Raw genomic sequence first — 19,053 nt, forward strand, 5'->3', positions numbered from 1 at the left:
GGTCAGAAGACCGTGATGAACCGCTCGTGGTGGCCGGTCGCGCCGTCGGGCGCGGGTGGGGCGATGTCGGAGGTCTGCACCTCGCCTGTCGTGCTCGTCGCCCGGCACCGCAGCAGATGGTCGCCCACGGTCGCGGTCCACGGCATGCTCCACTGCACCCACGTGTCGTCCGAGATGGCGGTGGCGAGCGTCGCCTCGAGCCACGGACCGTCGTCGATCTGCACCTCGACCCCGCCGACGCCGACCTGCTGCTGCCAGGCGACTCCCGCGATGACCGTGTCGCCGGCGCTCAGCCCCTGAGCCTTCCGCGGCACGTCGATGCGCGACTGCAGCTTGATAGGCCCGCGCTCGTCCCAGCCGCGATCGGTCCAGTACGCGCGCGAGCGGTCGAACCGCGTGACTTCGAGCTCGGTCACCCACTTCGTCGCCGACACGTAGCCGTAGAGCCCCGGCACGACCATCCGCACCGGGAAGCCGTGCTCGAGCGGCAGCGGCTCGCCGTTCATGCCGACGGCGAGGATCGCATCACGGTCGTCGGTGAGGACGTCGAGTGGCGTGGATGCCGTGAAGCCGTCGATCGAGCGCGACAGCACCATGTCGGCATCCGTCGTCGGCCGTGCCCGCGCGAGCAGTTCGCGGATCGGGTATCCGAGCCACAGCGCATTGCCGATGAGGGTGCCGCCGACGGGATTCGACACGCACGCGAGGGTCGTGAAGCTCTCCTCGAGCGGCAGTGCGAGCAGCTCGTCCCACGTGAGGGTGACCTCCTGCTCGACCATGCCGTGGATCCGCAGGCTCCAATCGGCGGGATCCACCTCAGGCACGATGAGCGCGGTGTCGATGCGGTAGAAGCGGTCGTTCGGGGTGACGACGCGCGCGAGGCCCGGAATGCGCAGCTCCGCCCCCTCGGGCACCGCGGCAGCGGTGACCGCCGGCGTGGGCAGCCGCAGCGCCGCGCGCACCGCCGAAACCGCAGCGGATCCGGCGCGGCGGGTCGTGGTCGCGATCGCGGCGAGCGCGCCGGCGGCGACCGCGGCGCCGCTCCACGCGAAGAAGGCGCGGCGGCTCGGGGCGGGGACCTCGTCGGCGCTGGGTGCGTCGGGATCGCGTGGAACGGGGGACTCGGATGCCGCAGGCCGCAGCATCCGCACCAAGAGCCACACCGTCACAGCACCGACCGCACCCGCCACGACCGATGGGAGCCACGACAGCGCGCCCGCGTCGGCACGGGTCATCGCGACGACCGCGCCCACCGCGCCGAACGCGCCGATCACGACGCGGCCCCACGGCGGGCGCCGAGCCTCGAGCCAGCCGGCGAACGCCGCGAGCACGAGGGCTGTGAGGGCGATGCCCACGAGCAGGGCGATCTTGTCGGCGGTGCCGAACAGGGCGATCGCGGCATCCTTCGCCCACGACGGGGCCGCGTCGATGAGGGCCCCGCCGATCGCGGCGAACGGGCTCGATGCCGCGCCGATGACTGTCGCGACCAGCTCGCCGAGGCCGGCGCCGAGCACCACGGCGGCGATACCCGCCACCCACGCGAGGGGCGCGCGGACGGCTTGCTCCGACCGGGTCTCTGCCACGGAGCCAGCGTATGTCGGCGCCGATACCGGGTGGGCGGGAATGTATGACGAAACGATGACGTCGGATCCGCGCGTCGGTTGCCGCAGACGGTGAGTCGCTGAAACACAGCGGCAACACGCCCAGGGCTAGGCTCTCCCCATGGGTGATCTGTTCGACGGCTACGGCGCGACTCTCGCGCCACGCAAGACGCCCACGGGCGTCCCCGCATTCGACGAGATGTTCGGCTCGCCGGCGCAGCCCGGCGAACCCGCCGAGTCGCGTGAGGCGTATCGCGAGCTCTATCAGGCTCTCGCGCAGATGACGCAGGAAGAGCTGCGTGGGCGCACCGATTCGCTCGCCCGGTCATACCTCGCCCAGGGCGTCACGTTCGACTTCGCGGGCGAGGAGCGACCCTTCCCCCTGGATGCCGTGCCCCGCGTCATCGCCTACGACGAGTGGTCGCGCATCGAGTCCGGCGTGAAGCAGCGGGTCCTCGCGCTCGAGGCGTTCCTCGACGACGCGTACGGTCGCCAGCACTGCGTGCGCGACGATGTGCTGCCGGCGCGGCTCATCGCCTCGTCGCAGTACTTCTACCGCCAGGCGGCCGGCATCCACTCCGCCAACGGCGTGCGCATCCAGGTGTCGGGCATCGACCTGATTCGCGACGAGCACGGCGAGATGCGCGTGCTCGAAGACAACGTGCGCGTTCCGTCGGGCGTGAGCTATGTCATCTCGAACCGGCGCGTGATGGCCCAGACCCTTCCCGAGCTGTTCGTCTCGATGCGCGTGCGCCCCGTCGGCGACTACCCGAACAAGCTGCTCGCGGCGCTCCGCGCATCGGCGCCCGCGGGCATCGAAGACCCCAACGTCGTCGTGCTCACACCGGGCGTCTACAACTCCGCCTACTTCGAGCACACGCTGCTCGCGCGACTCATGGGCGTCGAGCTCGTCGAGGGCCGCGACCTGCTGTGCATCGGCGGCAAGGTGTTCATGCGAACGACGCGCGGCCCGAAGCGGGTCGATGTGATCTATCGCCGCGTGGACGACGAGTTCCTCGATCCGCTGCAGTTCCGCGCCGACTCGATGCTCGGCGCCCCGGGGCTCATGCTCGCCGCGCGGCTGGGCAACGTGACGATCGCGAACGCGGTGGGCAACGGCGTCGCCGACGACAAGCTGCTCTACACGTACGTGCCTGATCTCATCCGGTACTACCTGGCAGAAGAGCCGATCCTCAAGAACGTCGACACGTGGCGGCTCGAAGACCCGAACTCGCTCGAAGAGGTGCTCGACCGCCTCGACGAACTCGTCGTCAAGCCCGTCGATGGCTCGGGCGGCAAGGGGCTCGTGGTCGGTCCCGATGCGTCGCCCGCCGAACTCGAGAAGCTGCGCAAGACCCTCATCGCAGACCCTCGTGGCTGGATCGCGCAGCCGGTCGTCATGCTCTCGACGATCCCGACGCTCGTCGAAGACGGCATGCGGCCGCGTCACGCGGACCTCCGCCCCTTCGCGGTGAACGACGGTGAAGACGTGTGGGTGCTCCCTGGCGGACTCACGCGCGTCGCGCTGCCCGAAGGACAGCTCGTCGTGAACTCCAGCCAGGGCGGCGGGTCGAAGGACACCTGGATCGTGGGCGGATCCGCGCCCGGACACGTCGAGTACGGCCAGGGCAACGGCCTTGCCGGCCTCGTCGCCGATCAGGCGGCGACCGTGACGGCGGCGATCCCGATCATCTACGACGGACAGCCCCCGGTGACGCACTCACCGCAGGACCGCCCGCTCTCTCGCGTCGAGCAGCAGGAGCAGCAGCAGCAGGGTCTCGATACACCGGCCTTCAGTCGGCACTCGACCAGCGGGGAGTCCGAGGACGGTGCCGCATGCTGAGCCGCATCGCAGAATCCCTGTTCTGGATCGGGCGGTACATCGAGCGCAGCGACGGGACTGCCCGCATCCTCGACGTGCACCTGCAGCTGCTCCTCGAAGACCCGTGGATCGACGAAGACACCGCCTGCCGGTCGCTCCTGAGCGTCATGGGCTCGTTCCCGCCGGACGGCCTCGAGATCGTCCGTCGCGAGGACGTGCTGCAGCGTCTCGCGGTCGACCGCATGAACCCGGCGAGCATTGCGTATGCGCTGACGTCGGCGCGCGAGAACGCGCGTCGCGCCCGCGAGATCGTCTCGACGGAACTGTGGGAGACGCTCAACACCACCAACGCGCGGATGCCGAGGCGCCTCCAGACCGACAAGGTGCACGAGTTCTTCCAGTGGGTGCGGGAGCGGTCGGCGCTCGCCGTCGGGATCGTCGACTCGTCGACGAGCCGCGACGAGGCCTGGCAGTTCTTCACCCTCGGTCGCAGCATCGAGCGCGCCGACATGACGGCGCGCATGCTCGCGACGCGGTCGCTGACGCAGGCGTCTGGCCCGTCGTGGACGACGATCCTGCGCTCGTGCGGCGCGTACGAGGCGTACCTGCGCACCTACCGCGGCATGCCGAGTGCCCGGAACGCCGCAGAGTTCCTGTTGCTGGACCGCCTCTTCCCCCGCTCGATCATCTACTCGATCCAGCGCGCGGAAGAGTGCATGAGCGCGATCGACCCCCGCGCCGATCGCGTCGGTCACTCCAACACCGTGCTGCGGGCCCTCGGGCAGATCCGCAACGACCTCGAGTACCGGCCGATCTCCGAGATCCTGGGCGAGCTGCCCGAGCACATGGATCGCGTGCAGAAGGTCACGCGCGAGGCATCCGAGGCGATCCGCGACCGGTTCTTCCCGACGCAGGCCGAGCCCAGCTGGATCGGAGAGATCTCATGAAGCGACTGCGCATCGAGCACCAGACGGGCTTCTCGTATCAAGGCGACGTCTCGGCGTCGTACAACGAGGCCCGCATGCTCCCGGGGTCGACCGACAGCCAGTTCGTGCTGAACGCGTCGCTCGACATCGAGCCCTCGACGTCGGTCAATCAGTACGTCGACTACTTCGGCACGCGTGTCGCGGCGTTCGACGTGCTCTCGCCCCACGCCTCCCTCACGATCACGGCGCGTTCGCTCGTCGAGGTGCGTCCGCGCCCCATCGAGCACGTCGAGTACTCGTGGGCCGATCTCGAGCGCGACGCGCCCGGGTCGATCGAGACGGTCGAGCAGCTCAGCCAGACCGGGCGCACGCGCCCGCACGCCGAGGTCGCCGACCTCGCCCGCCGCATCGCCGCCGAGCACGATCACCCCGGTCGCGCAGCCCACGCGATCGCGGTCGCGATCGGCGACGCGGTCGAGTACATGCACGGCATCACCGGCGTGCACTCGACGGCATCCGATGCGTGGGAGGCCCGTAAGGGCGTGTGCCAGGACATCGCGCACATCACGCTCGGGGCGCTCCGCGAGGTGGGGATCCCCGCCCGCTACGTGTCCGGATACCTGCACCCTCGCCCGAACGCCGACGTCGGCGTCGCGGTGACGGGCGAGTCGCATGCGTGGGTGGAGTGGTTCGCGGGCGAGTGGCAGGGCTTCGACCCGACGAACAACATCGAGATCGGCGACCGGCACGTGCTGGTCGGGCGTGGCCGCGACTACGGCGACGTACCGCCGCTGCGGGGCGTCTACGCCGGCCCGTTCAAGAGTCACCTCCACGTGAAGGTCACGATCACACGCGAAGCGTGAGAACGTGCTTCATCCTGAGTAGGCGCGCCAGCGCCGTATCGAAGGGATCACGCGCGAAGCATGATCTACGGCTGGGCCACCGATTTCGCCGCATCCGTGAGATCGGCGAGGAACGCTGCCACGACGACACGATCGTCGGGATCGAGCGCCGATGCGACCCGCCGGAGCCGGGCGTCGTAGTCGCCGATCGTCGAGGCGAGCTTGCGCTCGGCCTCGGGAGTCGCCGAGATGAGGATGCTGCGCCGATCGGTCGGATGGTTGGCACGCTCGACGAGACCCGCGCGCTCCAGCCGATCAAGGAGCGCGGTGGTCGAGGCGGATGAGACGCCGAGTCGGCGAGAGATGTCGCTCGGCGTCGCGTCCTGCCCTGCAGCCACGGTGGAGATCACGTACTCCATCACGCGGATCTCATTGTCGCCGAGACCGGTCGCCGCACGTACGCGCGTCTGCACGTCAGCGTCCGCTCGACGGAACTCCAGATAGGCCGTGACGATTTCGTCGGCCGCGTTCTTGGCGTCGTTCACACCCGCCTCCAATGCTTGCGAGACGAGAATACAACGAATCAAGTATCTCGTTTGCTGAACTACTTATCTTGTGAGTAATATCTCAGGTGAGCTACTCGGCTGACGAAGGGAATGAGATGGGCCGCTTGTACTACGCGCACGCTGACGCGATCACTGTTCCTGACCACACCCTCGCCTATGTGCGGGCTGTCACGACGACCAAGCTGCGTCGGTCGGAGAGCTTTCCGATCTCGCTGCACGGCGGAGACGCCGATGGATCGTCCACGATGTGGGTGCACTGCTCCATCCCGCTTCGCTTCGAGTTCGACGCGGCGGTCGTCCCCGCGCTCGACAGACGTCGCCTCGAGGAGCTCGCGCACGCCGCGTCGTCCACGGCGGGACTCGTCATCGACCTCACCGAGTCGCGTCAGGCGCCCGCCGACATCGCCATCGCCCGTGGTCACTTGGAGCGTGTCGCATGAGCCTCGTCGCCACACTCGCCGAAGCCGCCTCCCCGCGGTTCACGCAATGGCACGAACCCGAACCGGGCTTCCATGTCGGGTCGCGCAAGGGTGACTTCATCGGTTCGATCGAGGAGACGGCGGTGGGTACGTTCGTCGCCATCGACGGACGCTCCACGCCGGTCGGGCGCTATGCGTCGGTAGCGCAAGCGCAGCGCGCACTCGTTGGCCTGGCGGCTCGCGAGGCCGAATTGGACGAGCACTCGACGAGGGTCGCTCAGCTGGTCGCGACCATTGCCGGCACCGTGTCGTTCTTGCTGCTGGTCGGCGCGGGAGCCCTCGCTCTCCCGGTGTGAGGCTAGCTGGCCTCAGGTACTGCCGCCGGCCGCAGAGCGGCGTCGGTCTTGTCCTGAAGGAACGTGCACAGGAGTCCGAGCGTCGACAGATCGTGGGCGAGGCGTGCGACGCCCTCGGCATCCAGGTCGAAGCTCTCGCTGCGCGCCTCGAACGTGACGATCCACTTGGCCGTGTCATCGACCATCGTGACGTGGATGTAGGTCACGGTCGACGCGGTGCGCAGTGAGACGATCACCAGTCCTGAGTCGGGAGCGGAGGTGTAGTCCTTGTCGAGAACGGAGATCTCGGTGGCGACACCGGGGTGCTGCTCGGTGAACTCCCGAACCCAGGACTCGACGGTGAGCTGGTCACGATACGGCATTCGGATCACCCTGTACTCTCTCGCGGCGAGATGTCGGCGCTGAACCATTATCACTCCACACGCCTGTCCAGACGGCCACAGGCCACCTCGGGGACGGATGCCGCGGCATCCGTCCCCGAGATCCCGTGACGTCGTCAGCCCTTGACAGCCCCGCTCGTCATACCGGCGACGATCTGCTTCTGGAAGAAGATGTACATCACCAGCGGCGGAATCGTGATGAGCAGGATGTTCGTGAACAGCAGGTTCCACGCGGTGCTGAACTGGCTCTGGAAGTTGTAGAGCGTCAATTGCACCGTCGGCTCGCCCGGCAGGAAGTACAGCGGGTTCTGGAAGTCGTTGAAGACGAACACCGCCTGCACCACGATCACCGTGACGATCACGGTCTTCAGCAGCGGGAACGCGACGGTGAAGAACAGGCGGATCGGGCCTGCGCCGTCGATCGTCGCGGCCTCGTCGAGCTCGCGCGGGATCGTCGAGATGAACGCGCGGAACATCAGCACACAGAACGACAGTCCGAACGCGACTTCGATGAGGATCAGCCCCGGCAGATTGCCGAAGAGCTCCAGGCCCTGCAGCACCCAGATCGTCGGAACGACCGCGGGCGGGATGATGAGGCCTGCGAGCACCATGAAGTTGATGAACGGGTTCAGCTTGCTGGGTCGGCGCTGGAGCACCCAGCCGACCATGGCCGAGAAGACGACCATCAGGGTGACCGACGCGACCGTGAGGATCGTGGAGTTGAGGAACGCCCAGATCAGCATGAAGTCGCGTGTGGAGACGACCTCGATGAGGTTCTCGAAGAATGCGAACTGCTCGGGCCAGCTGAACTGCAGCAGCGACGCCTCCTGCTGCGACTTCATCGCCGTCAGCACGATGAAGCTGAACGGCACGATGAAGACCACGACGGCGACGATGATGGCGATGATGCCGACGACGTTGCGGCGGAGCGAGGCGATCACTGCTCGACCTGCTTTCGGTTGAGGGCCCAGAAGATCGGCACGATGATCGCCGTCACCACGAGGAAGAGGATCACATTTCCGGCGCTGGAGAGTCCGAAGAACCCGGCCTGGTACTGCTTGAAGATCACCGACGCGATCACGTCGCTGCTGAAGCCGGGGCCGCCGCGGGTCATCGCCCAGATGAGGTCGAACGACCGCAGGCCGCCGATGAGCGACAGGATGATCACGGTGATCGTGGCGGGGCGCAGGAGGGGCAGCGTGATGTTCCAGAAGCTGTTCCAGGCGCTCGCGCCGTCCATCTTGGCGGCCTCGAAGTATTCCTGCGGGATCGCGACGATTCCGGCGATGAAGATCAGCGCGGCAAGGCCGACGCCGCGCCAGACGTCGACGAATGCGACGGAGTAGAGGGCGAGCGCCGGGTCGGTGAGCCACTGCGGACCCTGGATGCCGAAGACGGCGAGCGTCTCGTTGATGACGCCGTCGAAGGGGTCCATCAGCACCTTGAAGGTGATGCCGACGCCGATCGTGGAGACGAGCACGGGGAAGAAGACGACCGCCCGCAGGAACGTGCGTCCGATGATGCGGCCGGTCAGCAGCAGCGCGATGAGCAGGCCGAACACGACCTTCAGGGCTGAGGTGACGAACCCAAAGATGAAGGTGTTCGTGAAGCCCTGCACGAGCGCCGGCTCGCGGAAGAACTGCACGTAGTTCGCGAAGCCGATGAACTCGATGTCGAAGAGCGACCAGCGGGTGAGCGAGAAGTAGAAGCTCAGCACAGTCGGGACGATGAACAGGACGATGAAGAGCACGCCCGCGGGGATGTAGAACCACATCGGGTACTGCTTCGACATGTTGCCGCCGAGCTTGCGGCGCCGTGCACGGCTGCGCAGACCAGGGGCGTCGCCGTCGGCGATGTCTTCGGCCTCGCCGAGCGCCGGAGCGGAGGGGGTGATCGACATGAACGATTCTCTCGTGTCGGTACGGTGCGGGAATGGAGCGAGGGGCCGGTCGGCGAGCGCCGGCCGGCCCCTCGGGATCAGTGTGACCTAGGAAGGTCGCAGCGTCACCAGCCTTCGAGGCCCAGCTGCTGAGCCTGCTTCACGACGTCCTCGTCATAGAGGGCGGCGCCGGAGGCGGCATCGCGGATGCCGGAGCCGACCTCCACGGTGATCTGCTCGAGAGCCGGCCCCTTGACGGGGGAGAGGAACTCGAGCGCGGGGAGCGCCGCGCCCTCGGTCTCGAAGTAGGGCAGCATGTCGGCGACCGCACGGGGCACGTCGTCGGGGATCGTGCAGCCCTCGACGAGGTACGGGCCGGCCGCGCCCGCGGCCTCGGTCTGCGCGTCGCAGCCCTCGACCGAGGCGACGAACTCGAAGAACGCCTTCACGGCCTCGGGGTGCTCGGTGTCGGCCGAGCCGTAGAGGCCCGCCGGGGTCCACGTGGTCAGGCCGTTGTCGCCGTCGCCCGGGAGAGCGAAGAATCCCACGCCTTCGGCGGACTCGGGGTAGCCCTCCACCATCGGCGGGATCGCGAAGGTGAGCATCGGGTAGTGCGCGCCCTCGCCGGTGGCGACCATGCGGAGGCCATCGTCATACGTGGCCGAGGCGAAGTCCTCGTTGAGGACGCCCGACTCGTGGACCTCCTGCAGGTGCTCGAAGCCCGCAAGCGCCGGTGCGTCGACGTACTTGCGCTCGCCCGCGGTGTAGGCCTCGGCCCAGTCGGAGTCTTCGGAGAGCACATTGAAGAAGTCGCCGAGCACGAACAGCTGCGACGTCCAGGTGTCGGCGTAGGTCTGGATGACGCCGGCCCTGCCGGAATCGGCGACCGCTTCGCTGTTGGAGATGAACTCGTCCCACGTGGTCGGGACCTCGAGGCCGAGCTCCTCGTAGATGCCGATGTTGTAGAGGACGCCGCCGCCCATCGCGGTCCCCACGGGGACGCCGTAGACGCCGTTCTCGGTCGAGACAGCGCTGATGAACGCCGGGGAGAGATTGTCGAGATACGCGTCGCCGTCGAGGTTCATCACCGTCTCGTCGGGGTTCAGCGCCATGAGGAGCGATCCGGAGTTGTACTGGAAGATGTCGGTCATCTCGCCGGTCGACAAGCGCGTCTTGACGACATTGTCTCCCTCGGCGCCCTGCGGGCGCTGCTCGATCTCGATGACGATGTCGGGGTTCTCGGCCATGAAGGCGTCGACGAGCGCCTGGGTGGGCAGCAGGGTCGCATCCGAGTTGTCGGCGAGGAGCGTGAGGGTGACGGGACCGTCGGCCTCATCACCACTTCCTCCTCCCGAGCAGCCGGTGAGTGCGAGCGCGATCGCACCGCCGCCGGCCACAAGGGCCAGGGCTGCACGTCGGCGGGAGCGGATGGTCATGGCTTACCTCCATGTAAACACGTGATGCAGAGCGGGATTGCGTTGAAGCGGTTCAACACCAGGAACTGTAAGCCGATCAGAACCCCCGTGTCAACAGGATCGTGGGTCACAGATCGGTCACAAGTTCCGCAGATCCCTGTATTGGCGCGACTCAGCGGTTGCCAGCAGCACAAGTGGCAGACAGTGGTGCGAACCCGGATCGTGTCGTATGGTTGAACCGCTTCACTTGCGCAGCGTCGCCGAAAGGACCTCTCGTGACCGACCTTCCCCCGTTCTCCCGTATCGATCAGGGAACCGTCGTGTCGTCGGTGCGCTCGCAGCACCCGCAGGACCTCCTGGGTGTGCCCCGCGATGGACTGCGGCTGACGTGGCAGGTTGCGAGCACTTCGACCGGGCGTCAGCTCGGCGCTCAGGTGGCGTGGGCGGACGCTGAAGGCGAGTGGGCCGAATCGGCTCCCCTGGTCGGCGATGCCTCGATCGCGGTCGCAGCTCCCGGCGGAGCGCTCCCCGAGGGGCGCGGTCGCTCGTTTCGTGTTCGCGTGGCGACCGAGCACGGTTGGAGCGCGTGGAGCGCACCCCTCGTGGTCGAAGGAGCCGTCGATCGCCTCATCGCACCCGTGGTGACCGCCGCATCCGACGTCGAAGGACCGAGCCCCTATCTGCGGCGCGCATTCCGGCTGGACGCGGCGCCGATCCGTGCCCGCCTGCGGATCTCGTCGTTGGGGCTGCACGACGTCGCCGTCAACGGTGCGCAGGTCGGCGACGAGCATCTCTCGCCCGGCTGGACCGCGTACCAGGAGCGCATCCTGGTCGCCACCCACGATGTCACCGACGCGCTCGTCGCGGGCGAGAACGTGATCGCCGTCCGCCTCGCCGACGGCTGGTACCGCGGCCGGCTGGGCTGGCGCAACCAGCGCGAGCACTACGGGGCCGAACTCGGCCTCCTCGCGCAGCTCGACATCGAGCTCGCCGACGGTTCGGCGGTGCAGATCGTCTCGGATGAGTCGTGGCGCGCGTCGACCGGGGCGGTGCGCATGAGCGGCATCTACGACGGCACCGACATCGACCTGAACCGCGAGCCCGTCGGCTGGGACGCGCCCGGCTTCGACGACAGCGCGTGGGATGCCGTGCGCGTGCTCGACGTCGATCCCGCCCGCTTCGAGCCCCGTGTCGCGCCGCCCGTGCGGACGGTCGCCGAGCTCCCCGGCATCCTCACCCGTCGCGACGACCGCGTGGCGATCGATCTCGGCCAGAACATTGCGGGCTGGATGCGCGTGGTCGTCCGCGGCCGCGCCGGCGACACGGTCGTGGTGCGCCACGCCGAGGTGCTGGAAGAGGACGGCGCCCTGCATGTCGCAGCGCTCCGCACGGCGAGGGCGACCGACACCTACATCCTCGATCGCGACGGCGAGCACGTGCTCGAGCCGGTGTTCACCTTCCACGGCTTCCAGTACGCCGACGTCGCCGGTGCCGAGGTGATCGCCGCGACCGGCATCGCCATCAGCTCCGACACGCCCGTGCGCTCGCGATTCCGCAGCAGCGACGCGACGCTCGACAAGCTCCACGAGAACGTCGCGTGGTCGCAGCGCGACAACTTCGTGTCGGTGCCCACCGATTGCCCGCAGCGCGACGAGCGCCTCGGCTGGACGGGCGACGCGCAGGCCTTCGCGGCGACAGCGAGCACGCTGTTCGACGCCGAGCCGTTCTGGCGCTCGTGGCTGACCGACCTCGAGATCGACCAGGACGACGACGGTGCCGTCGCCGCGGTGGTGCCGAATATCATCCGTGACACCGACTTCGACGCGACGGGCCAGTCGCAGATCATGGGGCGGGCGGGGTGGGCGGATGCCGCCACCATCGTGCCCTGGGCGATCTACGAGTCCACCGGCAGTGACGCCGCGCTCGCGCAGCAGCTCGACAGCATGCGGCGCTGGGTGGATCACCTCGAGCGTCGTGCCGGCGAGGTGGGGCTGCTTCCGAGCGAGTTCCAGTTCGGCGACTGGCTCGACCCCGATGCCCCGGGCGATCGCCCGTGGGAGGCGAAGGTATCGGGTGACTTCGTCGCGAACGCCTTCTACAGCTGGAGCGCGCGACTGCTCGCCCGCGCCGAGCGGCTCGTTGGTGACGCCGAGCGCGCCGAGAGGGCAGACCGCCTCGCCGACCGCGTCGCGGCGTCGACGTGGCAGCGGTGGGGCGAGCACGCCGTCTCGACGCAGTCGGGGTGCGCGCTCGCGATCGAGTTCGAGATCTCCCCGGCGGCCGAGATGGACTCGATCGGCGAACGACTTGCGGCCCTCGTGCGCGAGGAGTCCGGGCGTATCGCGACCGGCTTCCTCGGGACGCCGCTCGTGCTCCCCGCACTCACCCGCACGGGTCACCTCGACGAGGCCTACCTCATGCTCCTCCGACGGGAGGCGCCGTCGTGGCTGTACCAGGTCGAGCGCGGCGCGACGACGGTGTGGGAGCGCTGGGACGCGCTCCGCCCCGACGGGTCGATCCACCCCGGCGACATGGACACCGGCGACACCATGCTGTCGTTCAACCACTACGCCTACGGTGCGGTCATCGACTGGGTCTACCGCACGGTCGCCGGCATCGCGCCGGTCGCCGACCGCCCGGGCTACCGCCTCGTGCGCATCGCGCCCCGGCCGACCACCGGGATCACCGAGGTCTCGGCCGAGATCGAGACCGCCCTCGGCGCGGTGGGCGTCGACTGGCGCCTCGACGGGGCTGTTCTCGAGATCGAGGTGCGGGTGCCGTTCGGATCCGAGGCAGAGCTCGACCTGCCGCTCGGTTCGGCGTCGACCGCACTGCTCGGCGGCGCCCCGGCGCCCGGTCGGCTCGGCCCCGGCATCCATCGCCTCACGGTGGCCGATCCCGCGATCGCCGATCCCTCCCGTGCCCTCGCCCAGCGGAGCGCCGTGTGACCCGCGGCGAAGACGAGCGCATCGCGCTGAACGAACTGGACGAGGGCGGCGTCACCGCGTTCTCGTACGCCGACGGCAGCTGCGGCATCCGCGGCATCGACGGTGCGACGGCGCTGCCGAGCGCGGTGACGCTCGCGGCGACCTTCGACGCGGCGCTCGCCGAGGAGTACGGCGCGCTGCTCGGCGAGGAGCTGCTGGCCTCCGGCCACAACGTGCTGCTCGCACCCGCGCTCGACATCGCCCGCGATCCCCGCTCCGGCCGCATCGGCGAGAATCTCGGCGAGGATCCGCTGCTGGCAGGAGAGCTCGGCGGACGCATGGGGCGCGGCATCCAATCTCGCGGCGCGCTCGCCGTGGCCAAGCACTACGTCGGCAACAACGTCGAGCGCCTGCGCACCGGCGAGGGTTCGTTCGGCGAGCGCACCGATGCGATCGACGTGCGCGTGGACGAGCGTGCGCTGCACGAGGTCTATCTCGCACCGTTCCGTCGGGCCGTCCAGACGTACGGGGTGGCCGGCCTCCTCGGCTCGTACAACCGCCTGAACGGCGAGTACGTGTGTCAGTCGCGCGACCTGCTGCAGCTGCCGCGTGCGGAGTGGGGTTTCACCGGCGTCACGGTGCCCGACTTCCTCTTCGCGGTGCGGGATGCCGAGGCGGCGCTTGCGGCAGGGCTCGACCTGCCGGGTCTCGACGAGCTCGCCGGTCGCACCGCTGAGCAGGTCGCGGCCGCCGACGATGGCGTCATCGAGGGCATCGGCGCGCACGTCCGCGCGGCCGCCGACCAGGTCGGACTGGTCACGGCGACCGGCACGGTCGATGCCGAGCGGCTCGCCACCGACGCGGCGCTCGCGCTCGCCGAGCGCGTCGCCGTCGAGGGCAGCGTGCTGCTGCGCAACGCCGGCGTGCTGCCGCTCGCCGACGGTGCGCGGGTCGCGCTGATCGGTGGCGACGAGATCGCCCACCGGCTCATCGTCGGGGGAGCGGCGAGTGTCACGCTCACGCCCGAGCGGATTCCGGCCCTGGCCGACGCGCTCGCCGCGGCGGGTCTGACCGTGACCGGATCGGCAGCGGGGCCGGCGAACGTACCGTTGCCGCCGCTGCGCGCGGCCGACGGGTTCACGCTGTCCGCCGTGATCGATGGCGCAGGCGGCGAACGCCGGCTCGAACTCGAGACGGCCGAACTGCGCGCCGACGACGACAACCCCGACGCCGCCTGGGCGGCGGAGCTCGCGATCGGTCTGCCGCCGTCGCCGGACGCGATCGTGGTCGCCGTCGATCTCGCGGGCGAGGTCGAACTGCTCCTCGACGGCGCATCGATCGCCGCGGGCTTCCGTGAGGCATCGCCCATGGTCGCCGGTCCGTCGTACGTGCTGCAGGCGCTGGTGCCGGCATCCGATCGCCCGCGCACGCTGGTCGCCCGATACCGCACCGGCCCCGCGATCGCGATCCCGGGCACCCCGATCGTTCCGCATCTCTCGGTCGGTGCCGCGCCGCTAGGCCAGGCGCTCGCCGCCGCGGTGGCCGCGGCATCCGCTGCCGATGTCGCGGTGGTGCTCGCCGGCCGCGTCACGGGCGAGGCGATGGATGCCGAATCCCTCGAGCTGCCGGCCGGCCAGGCCGAACTGATCGAAGCGCTCGCAGACACCGGCGTCCCCGTCGTCGTCGTGACCCACGGCGCGGGACCGATCGTGATGCCGTGGCGCGATCGCGTCTCGGCCATCCTTCACGTCGGCCACCCCGGCGAGCGGTTCGCGCCCGCGCTCGCCGCGATGCTCTCCGGTCGCGCCGAGCCGGGCGGCCGGCTGCCGCTGACTGTGCCGCGCGAGGAGCCTCCCGTTCCCGCCGCCGCACCCGATGCCGACGGGCGCATCCGCTACGACGAGGGCGTCGACGTCGGCTATCGCGGGTATGAGCGCGCCGGCATCCGTCCCGCCTATTGGTTCGGCCACGGCCTCGGGTATGCCGACATCGATCTCGTCTCGGCATACGCCGACGGCGTCGACGTCGTCGCGGTGCTTCGCTGCGGCGATGCGCGCGGCGGCAAGGCGGTCGTGCAGGTGTACGCGCGAGCTGACGACGGCGAGACCGTGCAGCTCGTCGGGTTCGCCGTTGCGCGCCTCGAGGCGGGCGAAGAGCGGATGCTGCGCGTGCTGATCGACCGGGATGCGCTCGCGCGCCGCGAGCAGGGGCGCTGGGTGGAGCACATCGGTCCCATCGCGGTGCACGTCGGCTTCTCGCGCGGCGATCTGCGCCACGACGTCGAGGTATCGCCCGCATGACCCACCGCGTGAGCGATGAGCCGATCCTCGGCCTATTCATCGTCGAGAATGAGGTGTCATGGTTCACCGGCGCGATGCCGCCCGAGGCGCGATGATGCGCCATGCGGCCGCGACGGCCGTTGCGAGGGGGCGGGCTGAGGTCCGCGGGAAGGAGTCACCGTGAGCGACGGCGATGCCTCTCCGCGCCGCCGCCGTGGCACGGCCCGCCGATCGACGCTGTCGGACGTGGCGCGCGTCGCGGGGGTGTCGGTGGGGACGGTCTCCAACTTCCTGAACCGGCCCGACAAGGTCGCGGCGGCGACGCGCACCGCGATCGAGGAGGCGATCCGGCTCCTCGACTTCGTGCCGAACGGTCAGGCCCGCTCGTTGGCGCGCGGCCAGTCGCGCACGGTCGGCATGATCGTGACCGATCTCGCGAACTCGTTCTTCGTCGACATCGCTCGCGGAGCGGAAGAGGCCGCGGCCGAAGCAGGCCACTCCCTGCTCGTGGCCAGCAGCGTCAATGCCGAGCAGAAGCAGCAGGAGCTGCTGCGTGTCTTCGACGAGGCCCGCTTCGCCGGCGTCATGATCGCGCCGTTCGAGGCGGCCACCGATTACCGCGAGCCTGCGGGGCTTCGGGCTCCGGCCGTCGTGCTCAACGTCGCGCGGCCCGTGCACTACGGGTCGTCGGTCGTCAGCGACGACGAGCTCGGCGGCTATCTCGCCGCACGCCACATGATCGATCTGGGCAGGCGCTGGCTGCACTTCGTCGGTGGTCCGGTGCGCCTCGCGCCGATCAAGCAGCGCCTCGACGGCGTGCGCCGCGCGGTGGCCGAGTCCGATGGCATCGGGCTGTCGGTCGAACACGTGCCGTTCATGGACCACATCGCCGAAGGGGCCGCGATCGGCCGCCGGCTGCGAGAGCTCGGGCCGCTCGCCCGACCGGATGCCGTGGTCTCGACCTCCGACATCGTGGCGCTCTCGATCATCCATACCGTGCAGGGCGAGCTGCGCGTTCCCGAAGACCTCGCGGTGATCGGCTACGACAACAACGCGGCCGCGCGCGACGCCGCCATTCCCGTCTCGACCGTCGCTCAGGCCGGCATGGAGATGGGTGCCGTCGCCTTCGAACTGCTCCGGGAGGAGCTCTCGGGCGAGTCGCACGAGCACCGGATGGTGTCGCTCAAGCCCCACCTCGTCGTGCGCGCGAGCTCTGACGCGTCGCACTGACGCGCCTCACGGAACTTTCATCCGCAGAACCTTGACAGGGCTCTTCCCGTCCTGAAAGTGTAGAGCGATCTACACAATGTAGAACGGTCTACGACCGCACCTTCAAGGAAGAGGGACTTGACGATGACGTTGTCCGAAAACCTCGCCGACGGGCGCACTCCGCGCACACGTCGGCGGATGACCGCGCTGCTTCTCGGCGCGACACTGATCGCGAGCGGCGGTGTCGTGGCGCTGGCCGGACCGGCCGCCGCCGTCGACTGTTCGACGGTGCCCTGGATGGACACGTCGAAGTCCGCCGACGAGCGCGCGCAGGCGCTGCTCGACGCCAGCTCGCAGCACCAGAAGTACCGCTGGCTCGTGGAGCAGCCGGCGAACGACCCGGCGCGCACGTCCTGGAACCCGGGCTTCGCCGGTGAGGCGCCGGTGGTCTACCCGGCGCAGGTGGACTGCACCCCGGTCGTCATCTACGCCAACGGGCCCGACGGCGTCTACGGCAGGGCAGGGACGACGGCCTGGCCAGGGCCCATCGCCGTCGCCGCGACGTGGAACCTCGCGATCGGTGAGGAGAAGGCCGCCGCCCACGGCAGCGAGTCGTTCGACAGCCGGAGTGCGGTCGTCCTCGGGCCCGGGGTCGCGTCCGGGCGCACGCCACTTTCCGGGCGTGGCTCGGAGTACTTCGGTGAAGACCCGCTGCTCACCGGCCTGATGGCCGCTGCCAACGTGCGGGGTCTCGAGCAGGGCAATCCCGACAAGCCCGTCGTCGCGAACCTCAAGCACTATGTCGCCAACGAGCAGGAGGTCGATCGCGAAGAGAGCTCGTCGAACATCGACGAGCGGACCTTCCGTCAGGTATACGACCTGCCGTACGAGATCGCCGTCAAGGAAAGCGATCCGGGCAGCATCATGTGCTCGTACAACCAGATCAACGGCGTCTACGCGTGCGAGAATCCCGTGCTCACCACGAGCCTGAAGGATCAGATGGGCTTCGACGGGTACGTCATGAGCGACTTCGGTTCGGTGCACTCCACTGCCGGTTCGATGAACGCGGGCCTGGACCAGGAACTCAACCGCCCGGTGTGGTACACCCCTGCGCGCCTGGATGCAGCGCTCGCCGCGGGCGAGATCTCCCAGGCCCAGATCGAGCAGGCGGCCTACGACGTCGTCATCACGTACATCGAGAAGGGACTGTTCGACCACCCCGTCCCGACGACTGCCATTCCGAACGTCTCCACCGCCGAGCACAAGGCTCTGGCGCGCGAGGTCGCGGAGCAGAGCACCGTTCTCCTGAAGAACGATGGTGTGCTGCCGCTCGCAGCGGACGCGCCCACCGTCGCGGTGATCGGGCAGACCGCGAGCGCCACTGCGACAGCCGGTGTGAGCGCCCGGACGGGCTGCGCGTGGTACCTCGTGTTCATCCGCGGGACCGCGCTCAACTGCAACGCGATCGCTGATCCGCTCACGAGTATCACCGAGCGGGTCACGGCCGCCGGCGGGACGGTGCTCTACAGCAACGGCGCAGACGCGGCGCAGGCCGCGGCGGTCGCTGCCCAGGCCGACGTGTCGATCGTCTTCGGTCACTACACGATGGGCGAGACCACCGACCTCGCCGACCTGCATCTGGACGTGAACGGCGATGCGCTCATCTCCGCCGTGGCCGCGGCATCCGATCAGACGGTCGCCGTCTTGAACGCCGGCAGTGCAGTGGAGATGCCGTGGATCGATGATGTCGACGCGGTGCTGCACGCGTGGCACTCCGGCGAGCAGTTCGGGCCGGCGCTCGCGGGCATCCTCTTCGGCGACGTGAACCCGTCGGGCAAGCTCCCGATGACGTTCCCGAAGGCGCTCGCCGACACCCCGACCGGATCGGACACGGCACGCTACCCCGGTACCTTCTCCGACGGCTCGACCACGCGTCCTGCCGGAACGAGCGAGATCCGTCAGGTCAACTACACCGAGGGCCTCGAGGTCGGCTACAAGTGGTATGACGAGCAGGGCATCGAGCCGCTGTTCGAGTTCGGCCACGGTCTGTCGTACACCGAGTTCGAGTACTCGAAACTGAAGGTGAAGACGAAGGCCAAGGGTGGCGAAGCGGTTTCGACCGTGACGTTCGACGTCGAGAACACGGGCGACCGTGACGGCGCCGAGATCCCGCAGGTGTACCTGACGCTGCCCGACGCCGCCGATGAGCCGGGCAAGCGCCTGGTCGGCTTCGACCGGATCGAACTCGCCGCCGGCGAGAAGACGACGGTCGAGATCGTCATCGACTCGAACGCGAGCAACCAGCCGTTCGGCATCTGGGACGTCGACGCGGACGCGTGGACGATCGTCGACGGCGAGTACACCGTCTCGGTGGGCTCGTCCTCTCGCGACCTTCCGCTCGAGCGGGAGTTCAAGGTCAAGGTCAAGTAGCT

Annotated in this window: 15 protein-coding genes; 9 read left to right on the top strand and 6 right to left on the bottom strand. The window is 69.0% G+C overall.

Translation table 11 applies throughout. The features are described 5' to 3' along the window. Positions 1-2: 2 nt before the first annotated feature. The gene (locus FFS15_RS12920) at positions 3-1,583 is read right to left on the bottom strand and encodes a molybdopterin-dependent oxidoreductase (RefSeq protein ID WP_249354048.1); all 1,581 of its coding nucleotides are present in this window, start codon (positions 1,581-1,583) and stop codon (positions 3-5) included. A gap of 139 nt (positions 1,584-1,722) precedes the next feature. On the opposite strand from FFS15_RS12920, the gene FFS15_RS12925 reads away from it, so the two are divergent. The 3 genes from FFS15_RS12925 to FFS15_RS12935 are packed head-to-tail and all read left to right on the top strand — an operon-like array spanning position 1,723 to position 5,212. Continuing rightward, on the top strand, positions 1,723-3,444 hold the full coding sequence (locus FFS15_RS12925; protein ID WP_137845454.1) for a circularly permuted type 2 ATP-grasp protein: 1,722 nt from the start codon (positions 1,723-1,725) through the stop codon (positions 3,442-3,444). Then, positions 3,438-4,370, top strand: coding sequence for an alpha-E domain-containing protein (locus FFS15_RS12930; RefSeq protein ID WP_137845455.1), 933 nt, complete (start codon positions 3,438-3,440; stop codon positions 4,368-4,370). The genes FFS15_RS12925 and FFS15_RS12930 overlap by 7 nt, the downstream gene beginning before the upstream one ends. Next, complete coding sequence (locus FFS15_RS12935) at positions 4,367-5,212, top strand: transglutaminase family protein (RefSeq protein ID WP_137845456.1); 846 nt, start codon at positions 4,367-4,369, stop codon at positions 5,210-5,212. The genes FFS15_RS12930 and FFS15_RS12935 overlap by 4 nt, the downstream gene beginning before the upstream one ends. A gap of 65 nt (positions 5,213-5,277) precedes the next feature. Here the strand turns inward: FFS15_RS12935 and FFS15_RS12940 are convergent, their stop codons facing one another. Beyond that, positions 5,278-5,736 (bottom strand): MarR family transcriptional regulator, encoded by a 459-nt coding sequence (locus FFS15_RS12940; RefSeq protein ID WP_249354050.1) that lies wholly within the window; start codon positions 5,734-5,736, stop codon positions 5,278-5,280. A gap of 116 nt (positions 5,737-5,852) precedes the next feature. Here FFS15_RS12940 and FFS15_RS12945 point away from each other — a divergent pair, with 116 nt between their 5' ends. Next, positions 5,853-6,197, top strand: a complete 345-nt coding sequence (locus FFS15_RS12945; RefSeq protein WP_212743162.1) for a hypothetical protein — start codon at positions 5,853-5,855, stop codon at positions 6,195-6,197. Further along, a complete protein-coding gene (locus tag FFS15_RS12950; protein ID WP_137845457.1) occupies positions 6,194-6,532 on the top strand; it encodes a peptide ABC transporter permease in 339 nt (112 codons plus the stop codon). The genes FFS15_RS12945 and FFS15_RS12950 overlap by 4 nt, the downstream gene beginning before the upstream one ends. 2 nt (positions 6,533-6,534) lie before the next feature. Here the strand turns inward: FFS15_RS12950 and FFS15_RS12955 are convergent, their stop codons facing one another. The 4 genes from FFS15_RS12955 to FFS15_RS12970 form a co-directional block, all read right to left on the bottom strand. Then, a complete protein-coding gene (locus FFS15_RS12955) occupies positions 6,535-6,894 on the bottom strand; it encodes a protein-L-isoaspartate carboxylmethyltransferase (RefSeq protein WP_137845458.1) in 360 nt (119 codons plus the stop codon). 134 nt (positions 6,895-7,028) lie between these two features. Next, positions 7,029-7,853 carry a carbohydrate ABC transporter permease gene (locus FFS15_RS12960; RefSeq protein ID WP_249354051.1) on the bottom strand — a complete coding sequence of 275 codons (825 nt, stop codon included), beginning with the start codon at positions 7,851-7,853 and terminating at the stop codon, positions 7,029-7,031. Continuing rightward, positions 7,850-8,704: a sugar ABC transporter permease gene (locus FFS15_RS12965; protein ID WP_137845530.1), complete on the bottom strand. Its 855-nt coding sequence runs from the start codon at positions 8,702-8,704 to the stop codon at positions 7,850-7,852. The genes FFS15_RS12960 and FFS15_RS12965 overlap by 4 nt, the downstream gene beginning before the upstream one ends. Before the next feature lie 212 nt (positions 8,705-8,916). Beyond that, entirely contained in the window at positions 8,917-10,227 is a 1,311-nt protein-coding gene (locus FFS15_RS12970; RefSeq protein WP_137845459.1) for an extracellular solute-binding protein, read from the bottom strand. A 254-nt stretch (positions 10,228-10,481) separates the two neighbouring features. Between FFS15_RS12970 and FFS15_RS12975 the strand changes: the two genes are divergently transcribed. The 4 genes from FFS15_RS12975 to FFS15_RS12990 all read left to right on the top strand — a co-directional run bounded on the left by FFS15_RS12975 (position 10,482) and on the right by FFS15_RS12990 (position 19,051). Beyond that, a complete protein-coding gene (locus tag FFS15_RS12975; RefSeq protein ID WP_137845460.1) occupies positions 10,482-13,154 on the top strand; it encodes an alpha-L-rhamnosidase in 2,673 nt (890 codons plus the stop codon). Continuing rightward, positions 13,151-15,433 (top strand): glycoside hydrolase family 3 protein, encoded by a 2,283-nt coding sequence (locus tag FFS15_RS12980; protein ID WP_171013190.1) that lies wholly within the window; start codon positions 13,151-13,153, stop codon positions 15,431-15,433. Before FFS15_RS12975 ends, FFS15_RS12980 begins: the two co-directional genes overlap by 4 nt. Before the next feature lie 159 nt (positions 15,434-15,592). Beyond that, the gene (locus tag FFS15_RS12985) at positions 15,593-16,642 is read left to right on the top strand and encodes a LacI family DNA-binding transcriptional regulator (protein ID WP_137845462.1); all 1,050 of its coding nucleotides are present in this window, start codon (positions 15,593-15,595) and stop codon (positions 16,640-16,642) included. Positions 16,643-16,765: 123 nt separating this feature from the next. Then, positions 16,766-19,051, top strand: a complete 2,286-nt coding sequence (locus FFS15_RS12990; protein ID WP_137845463.1) for a glycoside hydrolase family 3 C-terminal domain-containing protein — start codon at positions 16,766-16,768, stop codon at positions 19,049-19,051. The last annotated feature ends 2 nt before the right edge of the window (positions 19,052-19,053 follow it).

The organism is Microbacterium sp. 2FI (assembly GCF_005502885.1).
In the GTDB taxonomy this organism is placed as follows: Bacteria; Actinomycetota; Actinomycetes; order Actinomycetales; family Microbacteriaceae; genus Microbacterium.